Genomic DNA, 18,175 nt, shown 5'->3' with positions numbered 1-18,175 from the left:
GTCGGGTGCTAGCCGGACTACTGACGGCCCAGAAACGGAATGAGCGCACGCAGCACAGCTTCGGAGTCCGCGACTGCGCTCGCATGATCAGCGCCCTCGATCACGGTCAAGGCACTGTCCGGAATCATCGACGCGAGATGTTCGGTATCCGGTAGGCGCTCGCGATCTCTCGATCCGACGAACAACAAAGTCGGCGTGGTGATCCGTTGAAGCACCGCGTCGTCGATGCCCTTCTCCTTCTCCGCTCGCCGCATGTATGCCGCGAGTGCTAGTGCGTCGTTGATTCGAAACGCGGTCGCAGTCTGGGGATCCACCGGTTTTCCGCGCCGAGCGCCCCAACCGGACAGGAACCCTTCGATACCGCCGCTTTCGAGTGCGTCGATGCAACCGGGAAAGAACAATGCGTCGAACGCACCCGTCATCGGTCGGCTGCTACCGCCCCCGACCGTCAACGACCGCACCCGTTCGGAGTGCTCTACGGCCAGTGACATCACCGAACGCCCGCCGAAGGAGTATCCGAGGACGTGAGCCGGTTCGAACGGAGACTCCGTATCGAGGATTTCCAGAAGGTCAGCGACCACCAGATCCATTGCATACGAATCGGAGTCGTGCGGCTTGTCGCTGCGTCCGTGACCCCGCATGTCGACGAGGATCAGACGGTACCGGTCCTGGAGTGCCTTGACGTACCCGAAGCCACGCCAGATGGAGCGCGACAACGCCGTGCCGTGCACCATCAACAGGGGTGGGCCATCGCCCACGATCTGATAGGCGATTCGCGCACCGTCCACCGGGTTTCTCACGTCGTGCAACACCCGTCCAGTATGGGTGTCAGTTACTACGCACGTGAACTCGAGTAGTCGTCCGGACCCATTCGACGGATGCCGTGGACTTTCACGAACAGTCGGGCCATCAACTCGGCTCCCTCAGAGCTACCGGTCACTGCCCGGCGGGGCAGTACCCACTGTTCCAAGCAGTGCATCGGTGAAGGGGTCTGAAGTGCTGACGCCTGCGGCTATGCCCCGAATCAGAGCCTCGAAATCAGCGGCGACGATGGTGACCTCCTCGAACTCCGGCTCTCCCCCACGGACAACCTGACCGCCCGGTGCGAGCGCCAAGTACTCGTACCCATTGCGTACCGACATCAGGACGGGGAGGTGAGTGGACCAGAAGGCGTTGATCGCCGCGCGCTCAGCCGGCCCGGAAGCGACCGCCAGGCTCTCGTGCCGGAACGCATTCCAAGGAAACGCCTCATCGCTGACGCCAACTCCACCGGCATAGTTCTCCGCCGAGAGAAACCACACCTGGTCGTCGGAACTGGCAAGTACGGAGAACGAACTCGCCCACACGATGAGTTGGTCACAACCGCCGACCAGTGGTTGCGGAACTGGGGCAGAGGCCGATCGAGTAGGTTCTTCGCGAACCCAACCTGCGAGCGACAGCGCAGCGGTTGCGTCGAGGTGAAGGTACATCGCCCCACGGTAGGCCAGACCATCAAGCACCGTTGGCGCCGGTCGGAAACATTCGTTTCTCGGCCGGCGCTGATTCCCGCCCTCGGGAAGGGTGCACCGCGACAACCGTCGGCCTACTCGGGATCGATGTCTCGAATACCAGTCTCGTCCATGCTGATCCACCGCGTTAGGCCGATGTCGTGCAGGAACGGCAGATCGTGACTTACCACCACCATGGCACCGCGGAAATCGGAAAGTGCCTGCGTGAGGTGAGCGAGACTCGGTAGGTCCAGGTTGTTGGTCGGCTCGTCGAGAAGAAGCAGCTGGGGCGCGGGTTCGGCCAGAAGGATCGTCGCTAACGCCGCGCGCAATCGTTCACCGCCGGAGAGCGCAGAAGCCAACACGTCGGAATCCGTTCCCCGGAAAAGGAACCGTGCCAACTGCCCACGAATTTCCTCGGCTGTTGCATGTGGCGCGGCCAAAGCGACGTTGTCTGCCACCGAGAGATCCTCGTCGAACACGTCGAGACGTTGGGGGAGCGCACGAGAGGCTACGAACGGAGCCGACGCAGTGAGTGCATCGAGCAACGTTGTCTTGCCGATTCCGTTGCGTCCCAGTAGCGCAATCCGCTCCGGCCCGGTGATCTGGAGCGATACCCCTTGGCCGCTTCGCAACGTCACCTCGTCGAGCCGCGCAACCTGCTGCCCCGGATGAACCTCTGTAGCAGGAAGGTCCAGGCGGATCTCGCGATCGTCTCGAAGGAGTTCCTCTGCCTCCGACAGGGCGGACTTGGCCTCGTCCACCTTCCCGATATGGTTGAGGGCCAGCTTTCCGGCCGAAACTTGGGCTTGGCGTTTTCGTTCCTGCGCGATAATCAGTGGCACCCGCTTGTTCTCGAACATCTTCTGCCCATAGCGCTTACGTCGGTCCAGTTTTGTTCGAGCGTCGATCAGCTCGCGGCTCTGCTTCGCCAGATCGGCCTTGGCGTCGCGAACGGTGGCGAGTGCGTTTTCCTGCTCAGCGGTCACGACCTCCTGGTAGTGCGAGTAGTTGCCGCCGAACACGCGTAGATCCCCCCGACGTAGTTCGATCGTGTACTCCGCGGTGTCGAGCAGTTCCCGGTCGTGGCTGACGATCAGCACGGTTCCCGGAAACTGTTGGACTGCAGCATGAACTCGTGATCGAGCGTCGCGGTCCAGGTTGTTGGTCGGCTCGTCCAGGAGCAGTACCTGTGGATTCTTCAGCAGCGTTGCGGTCAGGCCGAGTAGGACGGTCTCTCCGCCGGAGAGGGTACCGACAGTTCGGCTCAATGCTGCGGTATCCGGAACCACCTTCTCGAGGCCGAGTCGATGCAAGGTGGAGAGAGCGCTCTCCTCGATATCCCAATTGTTGTCCACGAGTGCAAAATCGGACTCGGATCCGTCTCCGGTTTCGATGCGGTGCAATGCGTTTCGTAGTTCGTGGATACCGAGGATATCGTCCACTCGAACACTCGGATCGAGTGTGATGTCCTGACGGAGGTAGCCGACCTCGCCGGAAGCGGTCACGGATCCGGATTCCGGTGAGAGCTCTCCCGCGATCAGTCGCAGCAGAGTTGACTTTCCCGACCCGTTAAGTCCCACGAGACCGACACGGCCACTGGGGAATACAAAATTGGTGCGGGAAAAGACTGATTCGCCGTCCGGCCAGATGAAGGTGAGATCCGAGAGCGACAGAGAAGAATGGGTATGGGTCATGAGTACTCCAGAGGGTGCTTGGACTGTGCGCCCGGCTCAGCAACGGCTGATGGGTGCGAGTGCCTTCGCGTAATGAACCTCTAGAGGAGCAACGGCCCGTTTCCTGTTCTGTCGGGAATGATTCGTCCTCCAGGTTAACGCGGCCGACCTGGCGGTGCAATGGGTTATTCGGGCCCGATTCCTTGTGATCTTGACAATAGTCAACCGCATCGGCATTGTTACGGCTGCCAGATGATATGGCTGCCATACTAAATATTCGCGCAAGCATCAGGGAGGAAATCATGGCCGTAGAGGTACTCGAGTTGCATCACATCGGGTTGGGGATGGGGAATGACATCGCCGACCGAACCCGCGACTACTACCGGGACGTTCTCAACCTGACCCAGGATGCGGGACGCTGGCAGATTCCCGGGATTCATGGCTACTTCCTCGATATTCCGAGTGACGTGCAGATCCATCTTCTCGGTAGTGACGGGCCTTCGCCCTACAGCAAAGGGCCAGGCAAGGATCCGGTGGAAAACCACATAGCGCTCGCGGTCGCTGACATCGGCGCCGCCGAACGCGAACTGGAGCAGCTCGGTGTGGAGTACTTTGCGCTGGACAATGTCGCCTCGCCGGACCTCAAGCAGTTGTTCGTGCGCGATCCGGCCGGCAACCTCGTCGAACTCCATCAGGTCGGATTGTGCAGATGCCGTAAGAGCCTCCGCGCGCAGCCCGCGGCCGGTTCGAACGAATGATCTTCGACGTGGGGGAGATGGCGCAGAAGTCCCGCTACAACCTCCTTGCCTCCCTCGTCGTTCCGAGGCCGATAGCCTGGATCACAACGGTGGACGCCAGAGGCGTGGTGAACGCTGCACCGTTCTCGTTCTTCAATCTGATGTCGGGGACTCCGCCGCTCGTGTGCATCGGAATCGGCGCTCGCGAGGGAATTCCGAAGGATACTGCTCGAAACATCGGTAACACAGGTGAGTTCGTGATCAATCTCGTGGACCTGGAGTCGGTCGAGAGTATGAATGTCACCGCCGCAGACTATCCATCCGCGGTAGACGAAACGGCTGTCGCAGGTCTCGAGGTGGTAGCTTCGCGCAGCGTCGCGCCACCCCGGTTGGCAAGAGCGCCGGTGTCGTTGGAATGCGTGGAACAACAGACTCTGTCGATCGGCTACGGGCGATCGATCGTGGTCGGCGAGATCGTGACCGCACATGTGGACGACCGACACGTGTTGGATCCGAATCGAGGGCATATCGACGGTGCTTCGCTCGATCTTGTGGGGCGAATGCACGGTGGCGGTTGGTACACAACCACTTCCGAACCGTTCAGGCTTGCCAGGACCGATCAGCCTTCCGTCGTGTCCGGATCTTTGAAATGAGTCCACCACTTGCCGAGGATTCGGCCGAGGTCTTTTCTGTCGCGGTCGGAGAGAGGGGCGAGGAGGTTACGGCAAGCCTCTTCGAACGCGGGAACCGTCTGCGCGACAGTGCCTTTCCCCGTATCGGTGATCTGGATGGGAGTGGACCGGCGGTCAGTCCCGGCCCTCGTGCGCTCGACGAACTCGCGCTTCTCGAGCCAGTCGAGTACGCCGGTCGCGCTGGCCCGGGAGATCCCGAAGTAATCCGAGATGCCGCTCGGCGTCTGCCGCATGTACGGCTCGTCTGTGTCACTGATCGCCTGGGCAGCAAAGATGAGCAGGACGTCGAGCTTTCGTTCGGAGATTTCGAAAGGTTCGAGGCTCTGGTTCACCGAACCGATGATGTCGTCGGCCAGCCACAGCGCGAGCAGGCCGAGCCGAGCAGCGGCAGGGTCTTCGGCAGTTCCGAATTGGTCGAACATTGCCAGAACGGGTTCCATAGCTTCGTCAGCGGTCCGTCTGCTGCGCCCGGCATTTTTTCCCGCTGTGCCGTGTCGATCGGCATTTTTCCCCGTCGCTTCCACGAATCGAGCTTACAAGTCTGCCCGCCGCCGTTGGCAATGCGGCGCAAGTGTCTCGCGCGCGGATTGCTGCCCTCACCTCACCCAGAAATTCGACAGCAGGAGCGTCATGCTGACTGATCTTCAAATACGGACCGCCGCCGAAGAACTCGACCAAGCAGAGTTTTCCGGTGTGCAGGTCGGTCAACTTTCCCTCGGATATCCGAACATGGGCCTCGACGATGCCTATGCCATCCAGACCGCGTGGGTCGCGAGGAAGCTTGCCCGAGGGAGGTCGATCATCGGGCACAAGATCGGACTCACTTCGAAGGTGATGCAGCGGGCGTCGAACATCACCGAACCGGATCACGGTGTGCTGCTCGACGACATGCTCTTCGCCGACGGTTCCGAAATACCGCACGGGCGCTTCATCGTTCCGCGGGTGGAGGTGGAGTTGGCGTTTGTCCTCGACCGCGACCTCAGTGGTCCCGGCGTCACTCTCTACGACGTGCTCGACGCGACGCGGTATGTCGTTCCGGCCGTGGAGATCATCGATGCGCGGATCGTGCAGGTCGACCCGGGGTCAGGTCGAACACGAACCGTCTTCGACACCATCTCGGACAATGCGGCGAACGCCGGAATCATTCTCGGTGGGCGTCCGGTGGCGCCCGACGAGACAGATCTGCGATGGGTGTCTGCGCTCTGCTATCGAAATGCAGTCGTCGAGGAAAGCGGAGTAGCCGCCGCGGTCCTGAATCATCCGGCCATCGGTGTTGCCTGGCTTGCGAACAAACTCGGGTTGCTCGGTGTCGGACTGAAAGCCGGCCACGTGATTCTCGCCGGCTCGTTCACTCGTCCGATCCAGGCGCAGGCAGGGGACACCTTTCACATCGACTACGGCGCGCTCGGCACTGTCTCGTGTCGGTTCGCTGAAACCGGATAGAGGAACAATGACATCCAAGCCGTTCAAGGTAACGCTTCGGTCCGATGCTGCTCCGGCCCTTGGCTTGTGGCTCGGGCTCGGGGAAGCGGTCACGGCCGAGATATGCGCCGGGGCCGGGTTCGACTGGGTGCTGATCGACTCGGAGCACGGTCCGAACGACCTCCGGTCGGTGGCGGATCAATTGCGAGCTGTTGCAGCTGATCCGGTGGAACCGATCGTGCGCCCGCCCAGTACCGACGCGGTCGCTGTCAAGAGACTCCTGGACATCGGCGCGAGAACACTGCTGCTTCCGATGGTCGAATCCGGTTCAGCGGCGAGGGATGCCGTTGCCGCAACACGATATCCGCCGTTCGGGAACCGCGGCGTCGGTAGCGCCCTCGCTCGTGCCTCGCGATGGAACAGAGATGTCGGTTACCTCGAAAACTCAGCGGACGGAATCACTCTCATCGCGCAGATCGAAACCCCCGACGCGGTGGCGAACATCGGCGACATTGCAGGCACGGCCGGTATCGACGCTGTCTTCGTGGGACTGTCGGACCTCGCTGCGACGTCGGGTCATCTCGGACAACCGCTGCATCCGCAGGTGCAGGAGGCATTCCGATTCGTGGTGGACGAGTGCACACGAATCGGAGTCCCGGTCGGAACTTTGGCGGGTTCGGACGCCGCGGCCGACCTTGCGATAGGTCTCGGTTGTCGATTCGTGGCCATCGGGACCGACGTCTCGCTGCTGGTCCGAGGCTGCGAAACCTTGTTGGAAAGGTATCGCGCTCCGAAATCTACTCGTGGAGCTGAAGTCTCGGTCTATTGAAGATCACTCGGTCCTCAGATTTTCGGACCCTCGGATCGGAGATCGTCGACCTTCGACATCGCTTCGCGGAGTTCAGTGAGCCACTGTTCGCTGTGCTTGCCCGCCAACCGAACTGTCCACATGAGGGCATCCGCGCGCGAACGAGCAACACCCGCGTCCACCAGAGTGTCGAGAACCTTGCGTTCGGGCTGACGTAGCCGTGTCATCACCGGGACCGCGAGATGTGTGAACAGGACGGTCTTTTCGTCCAGGCGTACGCCCCAGGCGACCTTGCGTCCGTAGCGAGCCTCGGCCTCGTCGGCGATGCGCATCCGGTCGGCGCGCGTGGTTTCGCGAAAGCGCGAGATCCTTCCGTCCGTGGCTGCCTCGCCGCCGTCGACTGCCGGGAGTTCACCGATCACGACGATTTCTTCGCGGTCGACCTGGACGTCGGCGGTGCCGGTGAACCAATCGTCGGGAAGTCGACCGGCAAACCAGTCGGACGCATCGCTCGCGTCGGGAACCGATGCTTGTTGCCAACCTCCGGGACGGCCGAACCTGCGGTCGCCGGAGCCTTGTGAGTTCTTCATGGCGTTCTCCTCGGAAAGCTGGTGGAGCCTGATGTGCACTTGTTGATTGCACTGATTACATGATTACACCGATAGTCGAACTGGCGCCACAAATTCGGGCATGATCGAAGTCGTGCGCCTTTCACACGCTCGTCAGAGCTTTCGAATTTTCCGTCGTCCCGTGGCTGCCGTAGCTCTGGGGGTGTTGGCAGCAGGATCCGTCGTTGCCTGCAGTTCTGGCCCTGACCAGCCGAAATCAGTGGCAGAGGAGTTCGCGTCCGCGCTCACCGCGGATGACGTGCAAGCGGCGGCAGCCCTCACCACCGACCCGGCGGCGGCGTCGACTGCAATTTCGGCCCTGATCGACGGACTGGGCAAGGACGAGGGAACGTTCACCGTCTCCGACGCCGCCGAGTCCGGAGATTCCGCGGGAACATTCACGCTCGACGCGGCGTGGAAGTTCGGCGAAGGTCAGGACTGGAACTACTCGACGCAGGGAAACGCGTCGAAAAGCGGTGACAACTGGCTGATCCAGTGGGACCCGGCACTGCTCGCTCCGGACCTGACCGCTTCGACCACGCTGCGCTACACACCTACGACAGGCGCGCCGCCGTCGGTGCTGGACGCTGCGGGTCAGCCGATCATGGAGCAGCAGGTAGTGACGCTGGTCAATCTCGATTCCGCTGCCGTTCCCCCGGTGGACACGGCCGCGGTCGCCGCCCTGCTCTCGCCCGTCGCTCCGACGATCACGGCGGCATCTCTGAGCGGCGACCTTGCGTCGGCAAGCGGGAAGCCGGTCACCGCAATCACTTTGCGTGCCGAGGATCTTGCACCCATCGAAGAGCGGTTGGCGGCGATTCCCGGAGTGAGCTTGGCGCCACAAGCGCGATTGCTCTCGGTGGACAAAGCGTTGGCGTCGCCGACGTTCAGCGGGCTCTCCGACCTCTGGCAGGAGGGACAGGACAAATCCGCAGGCTGGGCGGTACAGCAGGTGAAGCAGAACGGAACCGTGACCACCGTCGCCGGCCAAGACGGGCCCGTTGCTCCGAATATCGCGACGACCATCGACCGACCGCTGCAACTCGCGGCCGAGAACGCACTGGCCGGGGTGACGCAACAGGCGGCGATCGTTGCGCTGCAGCCGTCGACCGGAGCGGTGTTGGCGGTGGCCCAGAACGCCCCCGCAGACGCACAGGGCCCGATCGCGTTGACCGGCCTGTACCCACCGGGCTCGACGTTCAAGACAGTGACGACGTCCGCGGCCCTGCAAGCCGGCGTCGCTACACCGGACACAGTTCTGCCGTGCCCGGGTACCGAGAACATCGAAGGGCGTCAGATCCCCAACGACGACGAGTTCGACCTCGGATCGGTCCCGCTGCACACGGCATTCGCGAAGTCGTGCAACACCACCATGGCGAGGATGGCCGTCGGTCTGCCTGCGGATGCCCTGCACAATGCGGGATTGCAGTTCGGGCTCGGCGTCGACTACGTGACCCCCGGGCTCACGACGGTGACGGGCAACGTCCCCGACGCGAACACTCCCGCCGAGCGCGTCGAGTCCGCGATCGGCCAGGGCACCGTGACCGCCACGCCTTTCGGGATGGCACTGGTGGCGGCCTCGATCGCCAACGGAACGACACCCGCGCCGATGTTGGTCAAGGGACAGGCCGGCGTGGCGGATCAGACCGTCGCACCTGCTCCCGCGGAAGTGACCGAACAGTTGCGGGTGATGATGCGCGAGACCGTCACGGGCGGTACGGCGACGTCGTTGCAGGACATCTCGGGGCTTCTCGGCAAGACCGGTACGGCCGAAACGGAGGGTGGCCCAGCGCATGGGTGGTTTGTCGGAATCAAAGGAGATCTCGCATTTGCGGTGTTCATCGCCGGCGCGGACAGCTCTTCGCCTGCAGTGCAGGTAGCGGGTACTTTTCTGCGCTGAAACCTGTTTTCCGTTGCAGTTGGATCACGCCGTCGTAGCTCAACCGTGACACGTTCGTAGGCATCCCGTGCTTGTTACTCATGTGACAGAAGTAAAGAGTTACATGCATGGGGCCCGGAGGACAGCACAACCGTCGTGGAAAATATGTCGTTGCGTCGATAACTGCTGTCGTACTGACAGTGGCGCTCGCGTCGTGTGTCATCGGTGGAGAGAAGAAATCCGATGCCGCCTCGGTGGTGGAGGACTTCGTCACCGCCCTCAACAACCACGACGCCGAAGCTGCCGCGGCGCTCACGTCGTACCCCAACGCGGCGCGACCGTCGATCCAGCAGATGTTCGACGGACTGGCCGCCAAGTCCTCCGACTTCGACGTTGCCCAAGTCATGGATCTGGGTAGCGACTCCGGACTCTTCACCCTCGACGCCTCCTGGAACTTCGGTGAAGGCAAGGACTGGAGCTACCAGTCGCAGGGTGAGGTTCGCGATCTGTCCGTCGGCTGGCGTGTGTCCTGGGACCCGTCGGTCCTCGTTCCCGACCTCGGCAACGGTCGCACCGTCTCGTACACCCGTACGGACGCAGCGCCGCCGAAGGTCGTCGACAGCACCGGCACCCTGCTCATGAACGAGCAGACCATCAACGCGATCACTCTCGACCCGGCCGCCATGCCGGACCCCGTCGACACCACCCGTCGCCTCGCCACGGTCCTCGAACCTGTCGCGCCGTTGGTCACCTCGGAGTCGATGCTGGCCGACCTCGCCGCCAACCCCGGCAAGCCCGTCACCGCCGTACTGCTCCGCGATCCGGACTACGCCTACCTGGAAAGCGATTTTGCGATCCCCGGCGTCGTCGTGGTCAAGACACCCAAGCTGATCGCCTCCGACCGTCGCATCAACTCACCGTTGCTCGATCCGCTGCGAACCGTGTGGCAGGCCAATCGCGACGCCACCGCCGGCTGGGCGGTCAACCTGGTCGAGTCCAACGGGTTCCCGATCAAGCAGGCCGGCTTCCAGGGACCTCCCGGCCCCGACGTGGCCGCGACTCTCGACTCGCACGCTCAACTTGCCGCGATCGAAGCCGTCGTCAGTGCGGGTACTCCTGCCGCCATCGTCGCGATCCGCCCGTCGGACGGCGCCATTCTGGCTGCAGCACAGAACAATCAGGCCATCGAACAGGGGCCCATCGCCTTCACCGGGTTGCGCCCGGCCGGCGGCGCCCTCGATCTGGTCCGTCTCGCATCGTCGATGCAGAACGGCGTCGACCCCGGAGCGGTGTCAGCCGAGCAGTTGGCCGACACCGGGCAGCAACTCGGACTCGGCAACGGCTTCCACATTCAGGGACTCGAACAGCAGACTGCAGTGCTGGCCGCGAACCGCCCCGGCGTGGACCAGGCGATGAACAACGTCATGGCCAACAAGACGTCCGACAACTCGGGTGCGCCGACGGTGACTCCATTCGGGATGGCGATGCTGGCGGCGTCGATCGCCCGCGGTAGCGCCCCGCTTCCGATGATGGTCTTCGGACAACCAGCTACCGCCGACGTCGCCCCGACGGCATTGCCCGGCGACGTGAACAATCGTCTGCGCGACGCCATGCGAGGGGCCGGCGGACTGGCCGGGTACCCGGACATGATGGCGGCCGGTGCGGCGAGCGGTGACGATCGCTGGTTCTACGGATCACGCGGAGACTTCGCGTTCGCGGTGTTCGTCGCAGACGCCGACGGCGGCGATCGAGCAATGCAGATGACGGACAAGCTCTTCCAGGAACTCGGCAAGCCTGCCGACAAGTAGTACCGGGCACCGCGAGTAGATTCCTGGTTCGTGAACCTGCTCGATTTCCTTTTCCTCGTCGTAGCGGGATTCTTCAGCGGTCTTGTCGGTTTTGTCACTGGTCTTGCATCGATCGTCTCGTATCCGGCGTTGCTGAGCGTCGGGCTCTCACCGGTCAGCGCGAACATGACCAATACCGTTGCGTTGGTGGCCGTCGGCGTCGGAGCATTGGCGAACTCGTCACGCGAAGTTGCCGATACCGGTCCGAAACTTGTTCGCTGGGCTCTCTATTCGGCGGCCGGCGGCATTGTCGGTGCCCTGATTCTATGGCTGGCACCGGAAGGCTCTTTCGAATCCGTTGTGCCCGCGATGGTTGTGTTCGCCTCGCTCGCGCTGCTACTGCAACCGAAGATTCGTGAGCTGGCCGGCGGCGGCGACCGTCCCGGAATCTACTCGGCAGCACTGTTTGCCGTCGCGGTTTACGGTGGCTATTTCGGCGCCGGCGCCGGTGTCATCTTCCTGGCCGCGACGCTCATCCTGACCTCCGAAACGGTCTGGCGTGCAACGATCCTGAAGAGCTTCTTTCTCGGCATCGCCAATCTTGTAGCCGCGCTCATCTTCGCCTTCTCCGGACAGGTGCACTGGGTGGCCGCGTTGGCGATGGCGCTCGGCGCGTTGGCCGGAGGCTGGTGCGGGCCACCCGTCGTCAAGAAAATCCCGCCATCGGTACTGCGTGTGGCAGTAGCGATAGCGGGATTCGTGCTGGCTGTGTGGTTGTGGGTGAAGTGAGACTGTCTAATTCACGCCCTGCATCAGCTTCTTGATCCACGGCGAGGCGAGAGCAAGAATCACTCCGATTCCGATCGACGAGAAACCGATGATCAGGAAGAACGGGCGACTGTCGTCGATGTCGAAGTAGCCGGCCAAGGTCCCTGCCATCGAAGAACCCAAAGCAACGGACAGGAAGAACAACGCCACCATCTGGGTGTGGAAATGCTCGGGCGCGAGTTTGGTTGCAAGGGAAAGGCCGACGGGGGAGAGGAAGAGTTCTGCGAAGGTGAAGAGTAGAAGCACTCCGGCAAGTCCGAGCAGCGGTGCGCTGTTCGGTCCGCCGCCGGTGATCGGGATGAATGCCAGGAACGCCAGACCCATCGTGCCGGTACCGAGCGCGAATTTGATCGGCGACGACGGCTGACGGTCACCGAGTTTGGTCCACATGGCCGCAAACACACCGGCAAAGATGATGATGAAGACCGGGTTGATCGACTGCACCCACGTCGGCGGGAAGTCCCAACCGAAGAGATTGCGGTCCAGGAGTTTGTCGGAGATCACCGGCACAGTGGTGAACTGCTGCTGAAACAGCGACCAGAAGGCCGCACTCGCGATGAACATCGGGATGAACGCAAAGACCCGACTGCGTTCGACCTTGGTCACCTTCTTGCTGGTAAGCATGAGGAGGAAGTAGCCGACCGACGCGATGATCGTGAGTCCGACGACCACGTCGGACATGTTGTCGGCCGTGATCAAACCGGTGATCGAGGCGACCGCGACGACGACGATCGCAGCAATGCCGATACCGATGTAGAGAGCGCGCTTGTCCGCGGGCAACGGGTTGCCGGGCTCGGCTCCGATTCCGTGAAGATGCTTGCGGCCCAGCGTGTACTGGATCAAACCGAGCGCCATACCGACGGCCGCGAGAGCAAAACCGGCATGGAATCCCCAGGCGTCCTGGACGGCACCGGTGAGCAGCGGACCGACAAGCCCGCCGATGTTGATGCCCATGTAGAAGATGGAGAATCCGGCGTCGCGGCGGACATCCTTTTCGGAATAGAGATCTCCGACCAATGAGGTCGCATTGGCCTTGAGACCACCACTGCCGAAGGCAACCATGACCAGGCCGACACCCACACCCCACATGCCGGGGAGAACCGACAGTGCGATGTGGCCGGCCATCACCAGCGAAGCGCTGTAGAAGAGGGTGCGCTCGGAGCCGAGAAGTCGGTCGGCCACCCACGCGCCGAGAATCGTCGACAGGTAGACGGTGCCGCCGTAGGCGCCGACGATGCTGGTCGCTGCCGCCTGGCTGATGCCGAGGCCGCCGTCACTGACGCTGTAATACAGGTAGTAGATGAGGATGCCTTGCATCCCGTAGAAGGAGAATCTCTCCCACATCTCGACGCCGAACAGGTTCGCCAGCGCAAACGGCTGTCCGAAGAACCCTCGGTCTTCCTTTTCGCTACGTTCGACGGGCTCCGTAGTGTTGCTCATCCGAAAAGTGTCCTACGTCCTCGGGCATTTCGGGTGGTTCCGAGCCGTGGAATTTGGTTACGACTTGGTGCGAATCCTCGCTACCAGCGGCGCGAGTGCACGCCAGCCGAGCAGGAACGCGCCGAGGACCAGCGTCGCGACGACGATGAAGCTGAACTGCGTGCCTTGACCGCTCAGCACTCGCAGGACCATGCCGATGACGACGGCGCCGAGCCAAACGGCAATGCCGGTGGGGAGCAGGAGAACGGGGTTGAACTTGTCGCGGTACAGCGCGAACGTGGCAGCCCATCCGATCACCAGGCCGGTCAGGAACGGCCAGGACGTCTTCGCGAGACCGGCGAGCGCATTGGCTTCTTCGTGGGTACGGCGCCCTATCGCGCAGAAGATTATGACAAGAATGGCGTCGATCAGCAGGAATGGTGCGTACTTCTTCACGCTCACACCATACGACTGTGCGCCTTTATTAACCGCGGGCGGTTAATAAAGGCGCACAGGGTTGTTAGGCCTGGAGGCCGGCTTCGATCTCGAGGGTGATCGTGATCTTGTCGCCGACAACTGCTCCGCCGCCTTCGAGGGGCATCTCGATGGAGATGTCGAAGTCCTTGCGGTTGATGACGGTGGTGGCTTCGAATCCGGCGACTGGGCCCTGGCCCATGCCCGGGTTGACGCCGTTGAACTCGAGGTTCAGCTCGACCTCGCGGGTGACGCCGTGGAGCGTGAAGTCGCCGGCGAGGACGAAGTCGCTGCCCTTGGAGCGCACTGCGGTGGACTTGAAGGTTGCCTTCGGGAACTTCTCGACGTCGAAGAAGTCAGCGGACTTGATGTGGCCGTCGCGCTGCTCGTTCTTGGTGTTGATGGAGTCCACGGAAATCTCGGCCTCGACGGCAGGGGTTCCGTCTTCGGCAACGGTGATCGTTCCCGAGAACTCGTCGAACGTTCCACGAACCTTGGAAACCATGAGGTGGCGAACCGAGAATCCGACGGTGGAGTGGACAGTGTCGATGACCCAGGTTCCGGCGGTCAATGTGGGCAAGGTTGCGGTGGTCATGGAAGCTCCTGAAGAAGTAGTTGAATGTTCAAGTTCTTGTAGCTTCAACTATGGACCCCTGGAAATCCTTCCGCAAGATCATGTGAGCTGCATCACAGTGCGTGTGCTAGCGGCATAGACCGCGTGCAGCGCCGACGCCGTCACCGACTGGTGCACCGCAATGCCCCAGCGTCCTTCACCGTTCACCACGCACTCTGCAATGGTGACGGCCGAATTCGCACTCCCGGAAGATTTCGGGTTGCGGGGCAGTGAATGCTGGGTGAGCGAGACGACCTCGACCGCCGAACCCTGTTCGGTCAGGATTTTGCTCAATGCCTCGACCGGCCCGGACGCGCTGGCTGCGGCGGTGACCTCGCGCCCGTCACGATCGATGGCGACGAACAACTGATCACCGTCGGCGGTGTGTTCCAGCGAGTACCGACGCACTCCTCCGTTGTACCCGTACTCGCGCAGCAGCAGGTTCCACAGTTGATCGGCCGTCATTTCGGTGCCCGTGTCGTCGGTCTCGAGTTGCACCCGCGAGGCGAAGTCGATCTGCAGACGCCGGGGGAGTTCGACTCCGTACTCGGTCTGCACCAGATAAGCGATTCCGCCCTTGCCCGACTGGCTGTTCACACGAATCACCGCCTGGTAGTCACGGCCGACGTCGGCGGGGTCGATCGGCAGGTAGGGGACTGCCCATGGCGCCGATCCCGGATCGACGCCCGCGGCCTTCGCGCTCTCGTAGTGATGGGCGAAACCCTTCTTGATCGCATCCTGGTGGGTGCCGGAAAATGCCGTGTACACGAGATCGCCGCCGTACGGGTGACGCTCGTGGACGGGAATTCTGTTGCAGTACTCCACTGTTCGACGGATTTTGTCGATATCAGAGAAGTCGATTTCCGGATCGACGCCTTGTGCATGCAGATTCAGCCCCAGGGTTACCAGGTCGACGTTGCCTGTGCGCTCGCCGTTGCCGAACAGGCACCCCTCGACGCGCTGCGCACCGGCCAGCACTGCCAGTTCGGCGCATGCAACCCCGGTGCCGCGGTCGTTGTGCGGGTGGACCGAGAGGATCACCGAATCGCGTCGGGCCAGGTTCTGGTGCATGTATTCGATCTGATCGGCATAGATGTTGGGGGTGGCGATTTCGACTGTGGCAGGCAGGTTGTGAATGACCGGGCGATCGGGACTGGCGTCCCAGAGTTCGGTGAGACTGTTGCATACCTGCAGGATGTAGTCGGGTTCGGTGAGGTTGAAGACTTCGGGGGAGAACTCGAATCGCCATCCGTCGTGGCCTTCGCCGCCGCGAGCCACATCTTGTGCGGCGCGGAAAATCATGTCGTGCAGCTCTTCTCGCTCCTTGCCGAGAACCACGTTTCGCCACGTCGGCGCCGTCGCCGTGTACATGTGGACGACCGCGTTCGGCAGTCCCTCTATCGATTGGTACGTCCGCTCGATCAAATCCGTACGCGCGGCGGTGAATACGACGATGGTGACATCGTCGGGAACGAGATCGAAGCGCACCAGGTCTCGAACGAAATCGAAATCCGTCTGGCTCGCGGAGGGGTAGCCGACCTCGATTTCCTTGTAGCCGATCGCCACCATCAGTTCGAACATTCGACGCTTGCGCTCGGGGTCCATCGGTTCCGCGAGGGCTTGGTTGCCGTCTCGCAGATCGACGGGCACCCACAGGGGTGCCGCGGTGGTGCGATTGGACGGCCAGGTTCGCTCGAAAGTCGGAATGTCGACGCGGTCCCAGGCTGCGCGATAGCGCTCGGACGGCATGGGTGAGCGCTTCTGGTTGTTCCAGTGGTTGGCGCGGGTTGTACTCATCTTCGGTTTCTCCTGCGGTCGAGTCGAGAGACCGGCATGGCGAAACCCCGCGGAGGGGTGCCGGTCTGTCAGGCCCCGCCGCGGCAGTCGAGAAGGAGTGCTCCTGTAGCCATGCGGGCTACACTAGAACGAAATCACTTATCAGACAACCTGAGGAGTTCACGTGTCCCCGATCGTCGAGCGTCGGCTGCTCACCGACCAGGCCGCGGAGTTGCTGCGAGCGCGGATCGTGAGCGGTGAATGGGAAGTCGGCGCCAAACTTCCAGGTGAAACCACTCTTGCGGCGCAGTTGGGTATCGGTCGGTCCACCATCAGGGAAGCGGTGCGGACCCTCGCTGGCCTCGGCATGCTCGAATCGCGACAGGGAGCCGGCGTCTTCCTACGGAGTACGACGCCCCCGGATCAGTGGCCGCGTGTGCTCGAAGCCGAGGCGATTCTTCACGTCGTCGAGGTGCGAAACGCGGTCGAGATCGAAGCGGCTCGCCTCGCAGCGCAGCGGCGCGATGCCGTCGACGTCGCGGCTCTGAGGCAAGCGCTGGACGGTAGAACTGCTGCCGCCCATTCCGGGGACGCAGCCTTCGTCGACGCTGACATCGCGGTCCACCGGGCGGTGGTGGATGCGGCCCACAATCCCGTGCTGTCGGAACTCTTCGAGACTTTTGTGCCGCGTCTGCGGGCCGCGTTGATCGAGTTGATCGCGGTTCTGGACCTGCATCCACACAGTCAGCCGGATGCGGACGAACATCGAATGTTGGTGGACGCCATCGAAGCCGGGGACGCAGAAGCTGCGGTACGGATCAGCCGGGCACATCTCGACGACATGGCGGCAGCGTTGCGACGCTAGACGCCGGGTTGTTCTCGACGTTCGAATTCCAGGTCCATCTCGAGATCTTCGTGGTGGGTTGCACGGAACGTGATCAAGAAGACGATCCAACCGGCGACAGCGACCATGATGAAGCTGACCATCCGATATACAAACCATGCCGCAATTGCCTGCGGTCCACTGGCACCGGCGATCGTCAGCGCGGTGATCAGTGCGGTGTCCACGTAGCCCAGCCCGCCGGGAAGCAGCGGAATGCTGCCGACTGCTTTGGCGGCGGTAAAGGCAATCAGGAGCCCCGCGAAGGAGGGTTCCGCGCCCACCGCCCAGCATGCGAAACCCAAACAAGCGACATCGGCGACACGATGGATGGCCGACCACCCGAATGCGATGACCGAGTCGGTGCGGCTGAGCTCGACCGAATCCAGTTGCTTCAGGATCTCGGACCAGCGTCGCATCCCATAGCTGAGCGGATTCTTGCGAATTCGGTTGTATCGGGCCAGGACTCGATGTCCTATCCGCTCGATACTGCCAGGATTCTGGGCGATGTACCGAAGCCCCAGAAAGAGGAGCGCCATGCCGATGATCGAAATCGTCAGCGTCACCGGGCTGACCTTGGTACCGAATGCAAATGCGCCCACGGCACCCAGCAGTGCCAAGGTGACAGCAGCGATCACCCCACAAACAGCCAACTGCCACGACGCGACTACCGGCGTCGCACCCCACTTTCGAGTCTGCTTGTACGTGAACGCAGTGGAGAAGACTTGGCCGGCAGGCAACGTCAGCGCCATTGCCGTACTGGCATAGATGACCGAAAGGTTCTTGAGGTGACCGGCAACCACACCGGCGGCATTGAGCAGACGTTGTTGAACGGACGCGTAACCGCTGAGTGAAATGAGTTGGGCCGCGACGCACGCGGCCACCCAACCCCAATGGATTTCGGTCAGGACCCGCCAGGCCTCACTTAGCCTGGGCCAGAGATATGCGCCTTCGGCTATCAGGAGGGCGATGAGCGCTATCCCGAGCACCCACTTCAGCCACCAGAAGCGCCCTCTGGCCCGACTGGTCTCGGCCACGGGCGGGCGTGGTCGTCTCAGTCGCCGTGGGGTGTTTCCAGGCTGAGCCATC

18 protein-coding genes are annotated in these 18,175 nt (G+C 62.4%); 8 read left to right on the top strand and 10 right to left on the bottom strand.

Annotated features, from left to right (window positions below; genetic code table 11):
* Positions 1 to 17: 17 nt before the first annotated feature.
* The 3 genes from ACFT1A_RS22475 to ACFT1A_RS22465 form a co-directional block, all read right to left on the bottom strand.
* Positions 18 to 788: an alpha/beta fold hydrolase gene (locus ACFT1A_RS22475; RefSeq protein ID WP_378448877.1), complete on the bottom strand. Its 771-nt coding sequence runs from the start codon at positions 786 to 788 to the stop codon at positions 18 to 20.
* 141 nt (positions 789 to 929) lie between these two features.
* A complete protein-coding gene (locus ACFT1A_RS22470; RefSeq protein WP_378448825.1) occupies positions 930 to 1,469 on the bottom strand; it encodes a hypothetical protein in 540 nt (179 codons plus the stop codon).
* Between the two features lie 113 nt (positions 1,470 to 1,582).
* On the bottom strand, positions 1,583 to 3,184 hold the full coding sequence (locus ACFT1A_RS22465) for an ABC-F family ATP-binding cassette domain-containing protein (RefSeq protein ID WP_378448824.1): 1,602 nt from the start codon (positions 3,182 to 3,184) through the stop codon (positions 1,583 to 1,585).
* A 281-nt stretch (positions 3,185 to 3,465) separates the two neighbouring features.
* Between ACFT1A_RS22465 and ACFT1A_RS22460 the strand changes: the two genes are divergently transcribed.
* Positions 3,466 to 3,921: a VOC family protein gene (locus tag ACFT1A_RS22460; RefSeq protein WP_378448823.1), complete on the top strand. Its 456-nt coding sequence runs from the start codon at positions 3,466 to 3,468 to the stop codon at positions 3,919 to 3,921.
* On the top strand, positions 3,918 to 4,553 hold the full coding sequence (locus ACFT1A_RS22455; RefSeq protein WP_378448822.1) for a flavin reductase family protein: 636 nt from the start codon (positions 3,918 to 3,920) through the stop codon (positions 4,551 to 4,553). The genes ACFT1A_RS22460 and ACFT1A_RS22455 overlap by 4 nt, the downstream gene beginning before the upstream one ends.
* On the opposite strand, the gene ACFT1A_RS22450 is transcribed toward ACFT1A_RS22455, so the two are convergent.
* On the bottom strand, positions 4,520 to 5,032 hold the full coding sequence (locus ACFT1A_RS22450; RefSeq protein ID WP_378448821.1) for a MarR family winged helix-turn-helix transcriptional regulator: 513 nt from the start codon (positions 5,030 to 5,032) through the stop codon (positions 4,520 to 4,522). The genes ACFT1A_RS22455 and ACFT1A_RS22450 overlap by 34 nt on opposite strands.
* A gap of 190 nt (positions 5,033 to 5,222) precedes the next feature.
* Here ACFT1A_RS22450 and hpaH point away from each other — a divergent pair, with 190 nt between their 5' ends.
* Together hpaH and ACFT1A_RS22440 are read left to right on the top strand one after the other, a co-directional pair.
* A complete protein-coding gene (gene hpaH, locus ACFT1A_RS22445; RefSeq protein ID WP_378448820.1) occupies positions 5,223 to 6,035 on the top strand; it encodes a 2-oxo-hept-4-ene-1,7-dioate hydratase in 813 nt (270 codons plus the stop codon).
* 7 nt (positions 6,036 to 6,042) lie between these two features.
* Positions 6,043 to 6,843: an HpcH/HpaI aldolase/citrate lyase family protein gene (locus ACFT1A_RS22440; RefSeq protein ID WP_378448819.1), complete on the top strand. Its 801-nt coding sequence runs from the start codon at positions 6,043 to 6,045 to the stop codon at positions 6,841 to 6,843.
* A 14-nt stretch (positions 6,844 to 6,857) separates the two neighbouring features.
* Here the strand turns inward: ACFT1A_RS22440 and ACFT1A_RS22435 are convergent, their stop codons facing one another.
* Positions 6,858 to 7,412 carry a hypothetical protein gene (locus ACFT1A_RS22435; RefSeq protein WP_283306895.1) on the bottom strand — a complete coding sequence of 185 codons (555 nt, stop codon included), beginning with the start codon at positions 7,410 to 7,412 and terminating at the stop codon, positions 6,858 to 6,860.
* A gap of 100 nt (positions 7,413 to 7,512) precedes the next feature.
* On the opposite strand from ACFT1A_RS22435, the gene ACFT1A_RS22430 reads away from it, so the two are divergent.
* The 3 genes from ACFT1A_RS22430 to ACFT1A_RS22420 all read left to right on the top strand — a co-directional run bounded on the left by ACFT1A_RS22430 (position 7,513) and on the right by ACFT1A_RS22420 (position 11,885).
* Entirely contained in the window at positions 7,513 to 9,330 is a 1,818-nt protein-coding gene (locus tag ACFT1A_RS22430) for a penicillin-binding transpeptidase domain-containing protein (RefSeq protein ID WP_378448818.1), read from the top strand.
* 107 nt (positions 9,331 to 9,437) lie between these two features.
* On the top strand, positions 9,438 to 11,117 hold the full coding sequence (locus ACFT1A_RS22425) for an NTF2-like N-terminal transpeptidase domain-containing protein (RefSeq protein ID WP_378448817.1): 1,680 nt from the start codon (positions 9,438 to 9,440) through the stop codon (positions 11,115 to 11,117).
* Between the two features lie 30 nt (positions 11,118 to 11,147).
* Positions 11,148 to 11,885 carry a sulfite exporter TauE/SafE family protein gene (locus ACFT1A_RS22420; protein WP_378448816.1) on the top strand — a complete coding sequence of 246 codons (738 nt, stop codon included), beginning with the start codon at positions 11,148 to 11,150 and terminating at the stop codon, positions 11,883 to 11,885.
* A 6-nt stretch (positions 11,886 to 11,891) separates the two neighbouring features.
* On the opposite strand, the gene ACFT1A_RS22415 is transcribed toward ACFT1A_RS22420, so the two are convergent.
* From ACFT1A_RS22415 to ACFT1A_RS22400, 4 genes are all read right to left on the bottom strand, one after another.
* Positions 11,892 to 13,364, bottom strand: coding sequence for a peptide MFS transporter (locus ACFT1A_RS22415; protein WP_378448815.1), 1,473 nt, complete (start codon positions 13,362 to 13,364; stop codon positions 11,892 to 11,894).
* A gap of 57 nt (positions 13,365 to 13,421) precedes the next feature.
* Positions 13,422 to 13,799 carry a DUF3054 domain-containing protein gene (locus ACFT1A_RS22410; protein ID WP_378448814.1) on the bottom strand — a complete coding sequence of 126 codons (378 nt, stop codon included), beginning with the start codon at positions 13,797 to 13,799 and terminating at the stop codon, positions 13,422 to 13,424.
* A 64-nt stretch (positions 13,800 to 13,863) separates the two neighbouring features.
* A complete protein-coding gene (locus ACFT1A_RS22405; protein ID WP_019747097.1) occupies positions 13,864 to 14,412 on the bottom strand; it encodes a YceI family protein in 549 nt (182 codons plus the stop codon).
* 78 nt (positions 14,413 to 14,490) lie between these two features.
* Positions 14,491 to 16,227, bottom strand: a complete 1,737-nt coding sequence (locus ACFT1A_RS22400; protein ID WP_378448813.1) for a 2-isopropylmalate synthase — start codon at positions 16,225 to 16,227, stop codon at positions 14,491 to 14,493.
* Positions 16,228 to 16,390: 163 nt separating this feature from the next.
* On the opposite strand from ACFT1A_RS22400, the gene ACFT1A_RS22395 reads away from it, so the two are divergent.
* The gene (locus ACFT1A_RS22395; protein ID WP_007734477.1) at positions 16,391 to 17,071 is read left to right on the top strand and encodes a FadR/GntR family transcriptional regulator; all 681 of its coding nucleotides are present in this window, start codon (positions 16,391 to 16,393) and stop codon (positions 17,069 to 17,071) included.
* Here the strand turns inward: ACFT1A_RS22395 and ACFT1A_RS22390 are convergent.
* The gene (locus tag ACFT1A_RS22390) at positions 17,068 to 18,174 is read right to left on the bottom strand and encodes a YbhN family protein (protein ID WP_378448812.1); all 1,107 of its coding nucleotides are present in this window, start codon (positions 18,172 to 18,174) and stop codon (positions 17,068 to 17,070) included. The two genes, ACFT1A_RS22395 and ACFT1A_RS22390, sit on opposite strands and share 4 nt — an antisense overlap.
* Between the last annotated feature and the right edge of the window lies 1 nt (position 18,175).

The organism is Rhodococcus sp. NPDC057135, assembly GCF_042670865.1.
Classification (GTDB): domain Bacteria; phylum Actinomycetota; class Actinomycetes; order Mycobacteriales; family Mycobacteriaceae; genus Rhodococcus_F.
Note: the sequence above shows the minus strand (reverse complement) of the source record. Positions and strands in the feature narration are given on the sequence as shown.

Bases quoted from the DNA above. Each gene is read 5' to 3' on its own strand.
- ACFT1A_RS22400 (WP_378448813.1), bottom strand. From the start codon at position 16,227: ATGAGTACAACCCGCGCCAACCACTGGAACAACCAGAAGCGCTCACCC.
- ACFT1A_RS22460 (WP_378448823.1), top strand. From the start codon at position 3,466: ATGGCCGTAGAGGTACTCGAGTTGCATCACATCGGGTTGGGGATGGGG.
- ACFT1A_RS22405 (WP_019747097.1), bottom strand. From the start codon at position 14,412: ATGACCACCGCAACCTTGCCCACATTGACCGCCGGAACCTGGGTCATC.
- ACFT1A_RS22425 (WP_378448817.1), top strand. From the start codon at position 9,438: ATGGGGCCCGGAGGACAGCACAACCGTCGTGGAAAATATGTCGTTGCG.
- ACFT1A_RS22390 (WP_378448812.1), bottom strand. From the start codon at position 18,174: ATGGCTCAGCCTGGAAACACCCCACGGCGACTGAGACGACCACGCCCG.
- ACFT1A_RS22435 (WP_283306895.1), bottom strand. From the start codon at position 7,412: ATGAAGAACTCACAAGGCTCCGGCGACCGCAGGTTCGGCCGTCCCGGA.
- ACFT1A_RS22440 (WP_378448819.1), top strand. From the start codon at position 6,043: ATGACATCCAAGCCGTTCAAGGTAACGCTTCGGTCCGATGCTGCTCCG.
- hpaH (WP_378448820.1), top strand. From the start codon at position 5,223: ATGCTGACTGATCTTCAAATACGGACCGCCGCCGAAGAACTCGACCAA.
- ACFT1A_RS22470 (WP_378448825.1), bottom strand. From the start codon at position 1,469: ATGTACCTTCACCTCGACGCAACCGCTGCGCTGTCGCTCGCAGGTTGG.
- ACFT1A_RS22455 (WP_378448822.1), top strand. From the start codon at position 3,918: ATGATCTTCGACGTGGGGGAGATGGCGCAGAAGTCCCGCTACAACCTC.
- ACFT1A_RS22415 (WP_378448815.1), bottom strand. From the start codon at position 13,364: ATGAGCAACACTACGGAGCCCGTCGAACGTAGCGAAAAGGAAGACCGA.
- ACFT1A_RS22450 (WP_378448821.1), bottom strand. From the start codon at position 5,032: ATGGAACCCGTTCTGGCAATGTTCGACCAATTCGGAACTGCCGAAGAC.
- ACFT1A_RS22465 (WP_378448824.1), bottom strand. From the start codon at position 3,184: ATGACCCATACCCATTCTTCTCTGTCGCTCTCGGATCTCACCTTCATC.
- ACFT1A_RS22430 (WP_378448818.1), top strand. From the start codon at position 7,513: ATGATCGAAGTCGTGCGCCTTTCACACGCTCGTCAGAGCTTTCGAATT.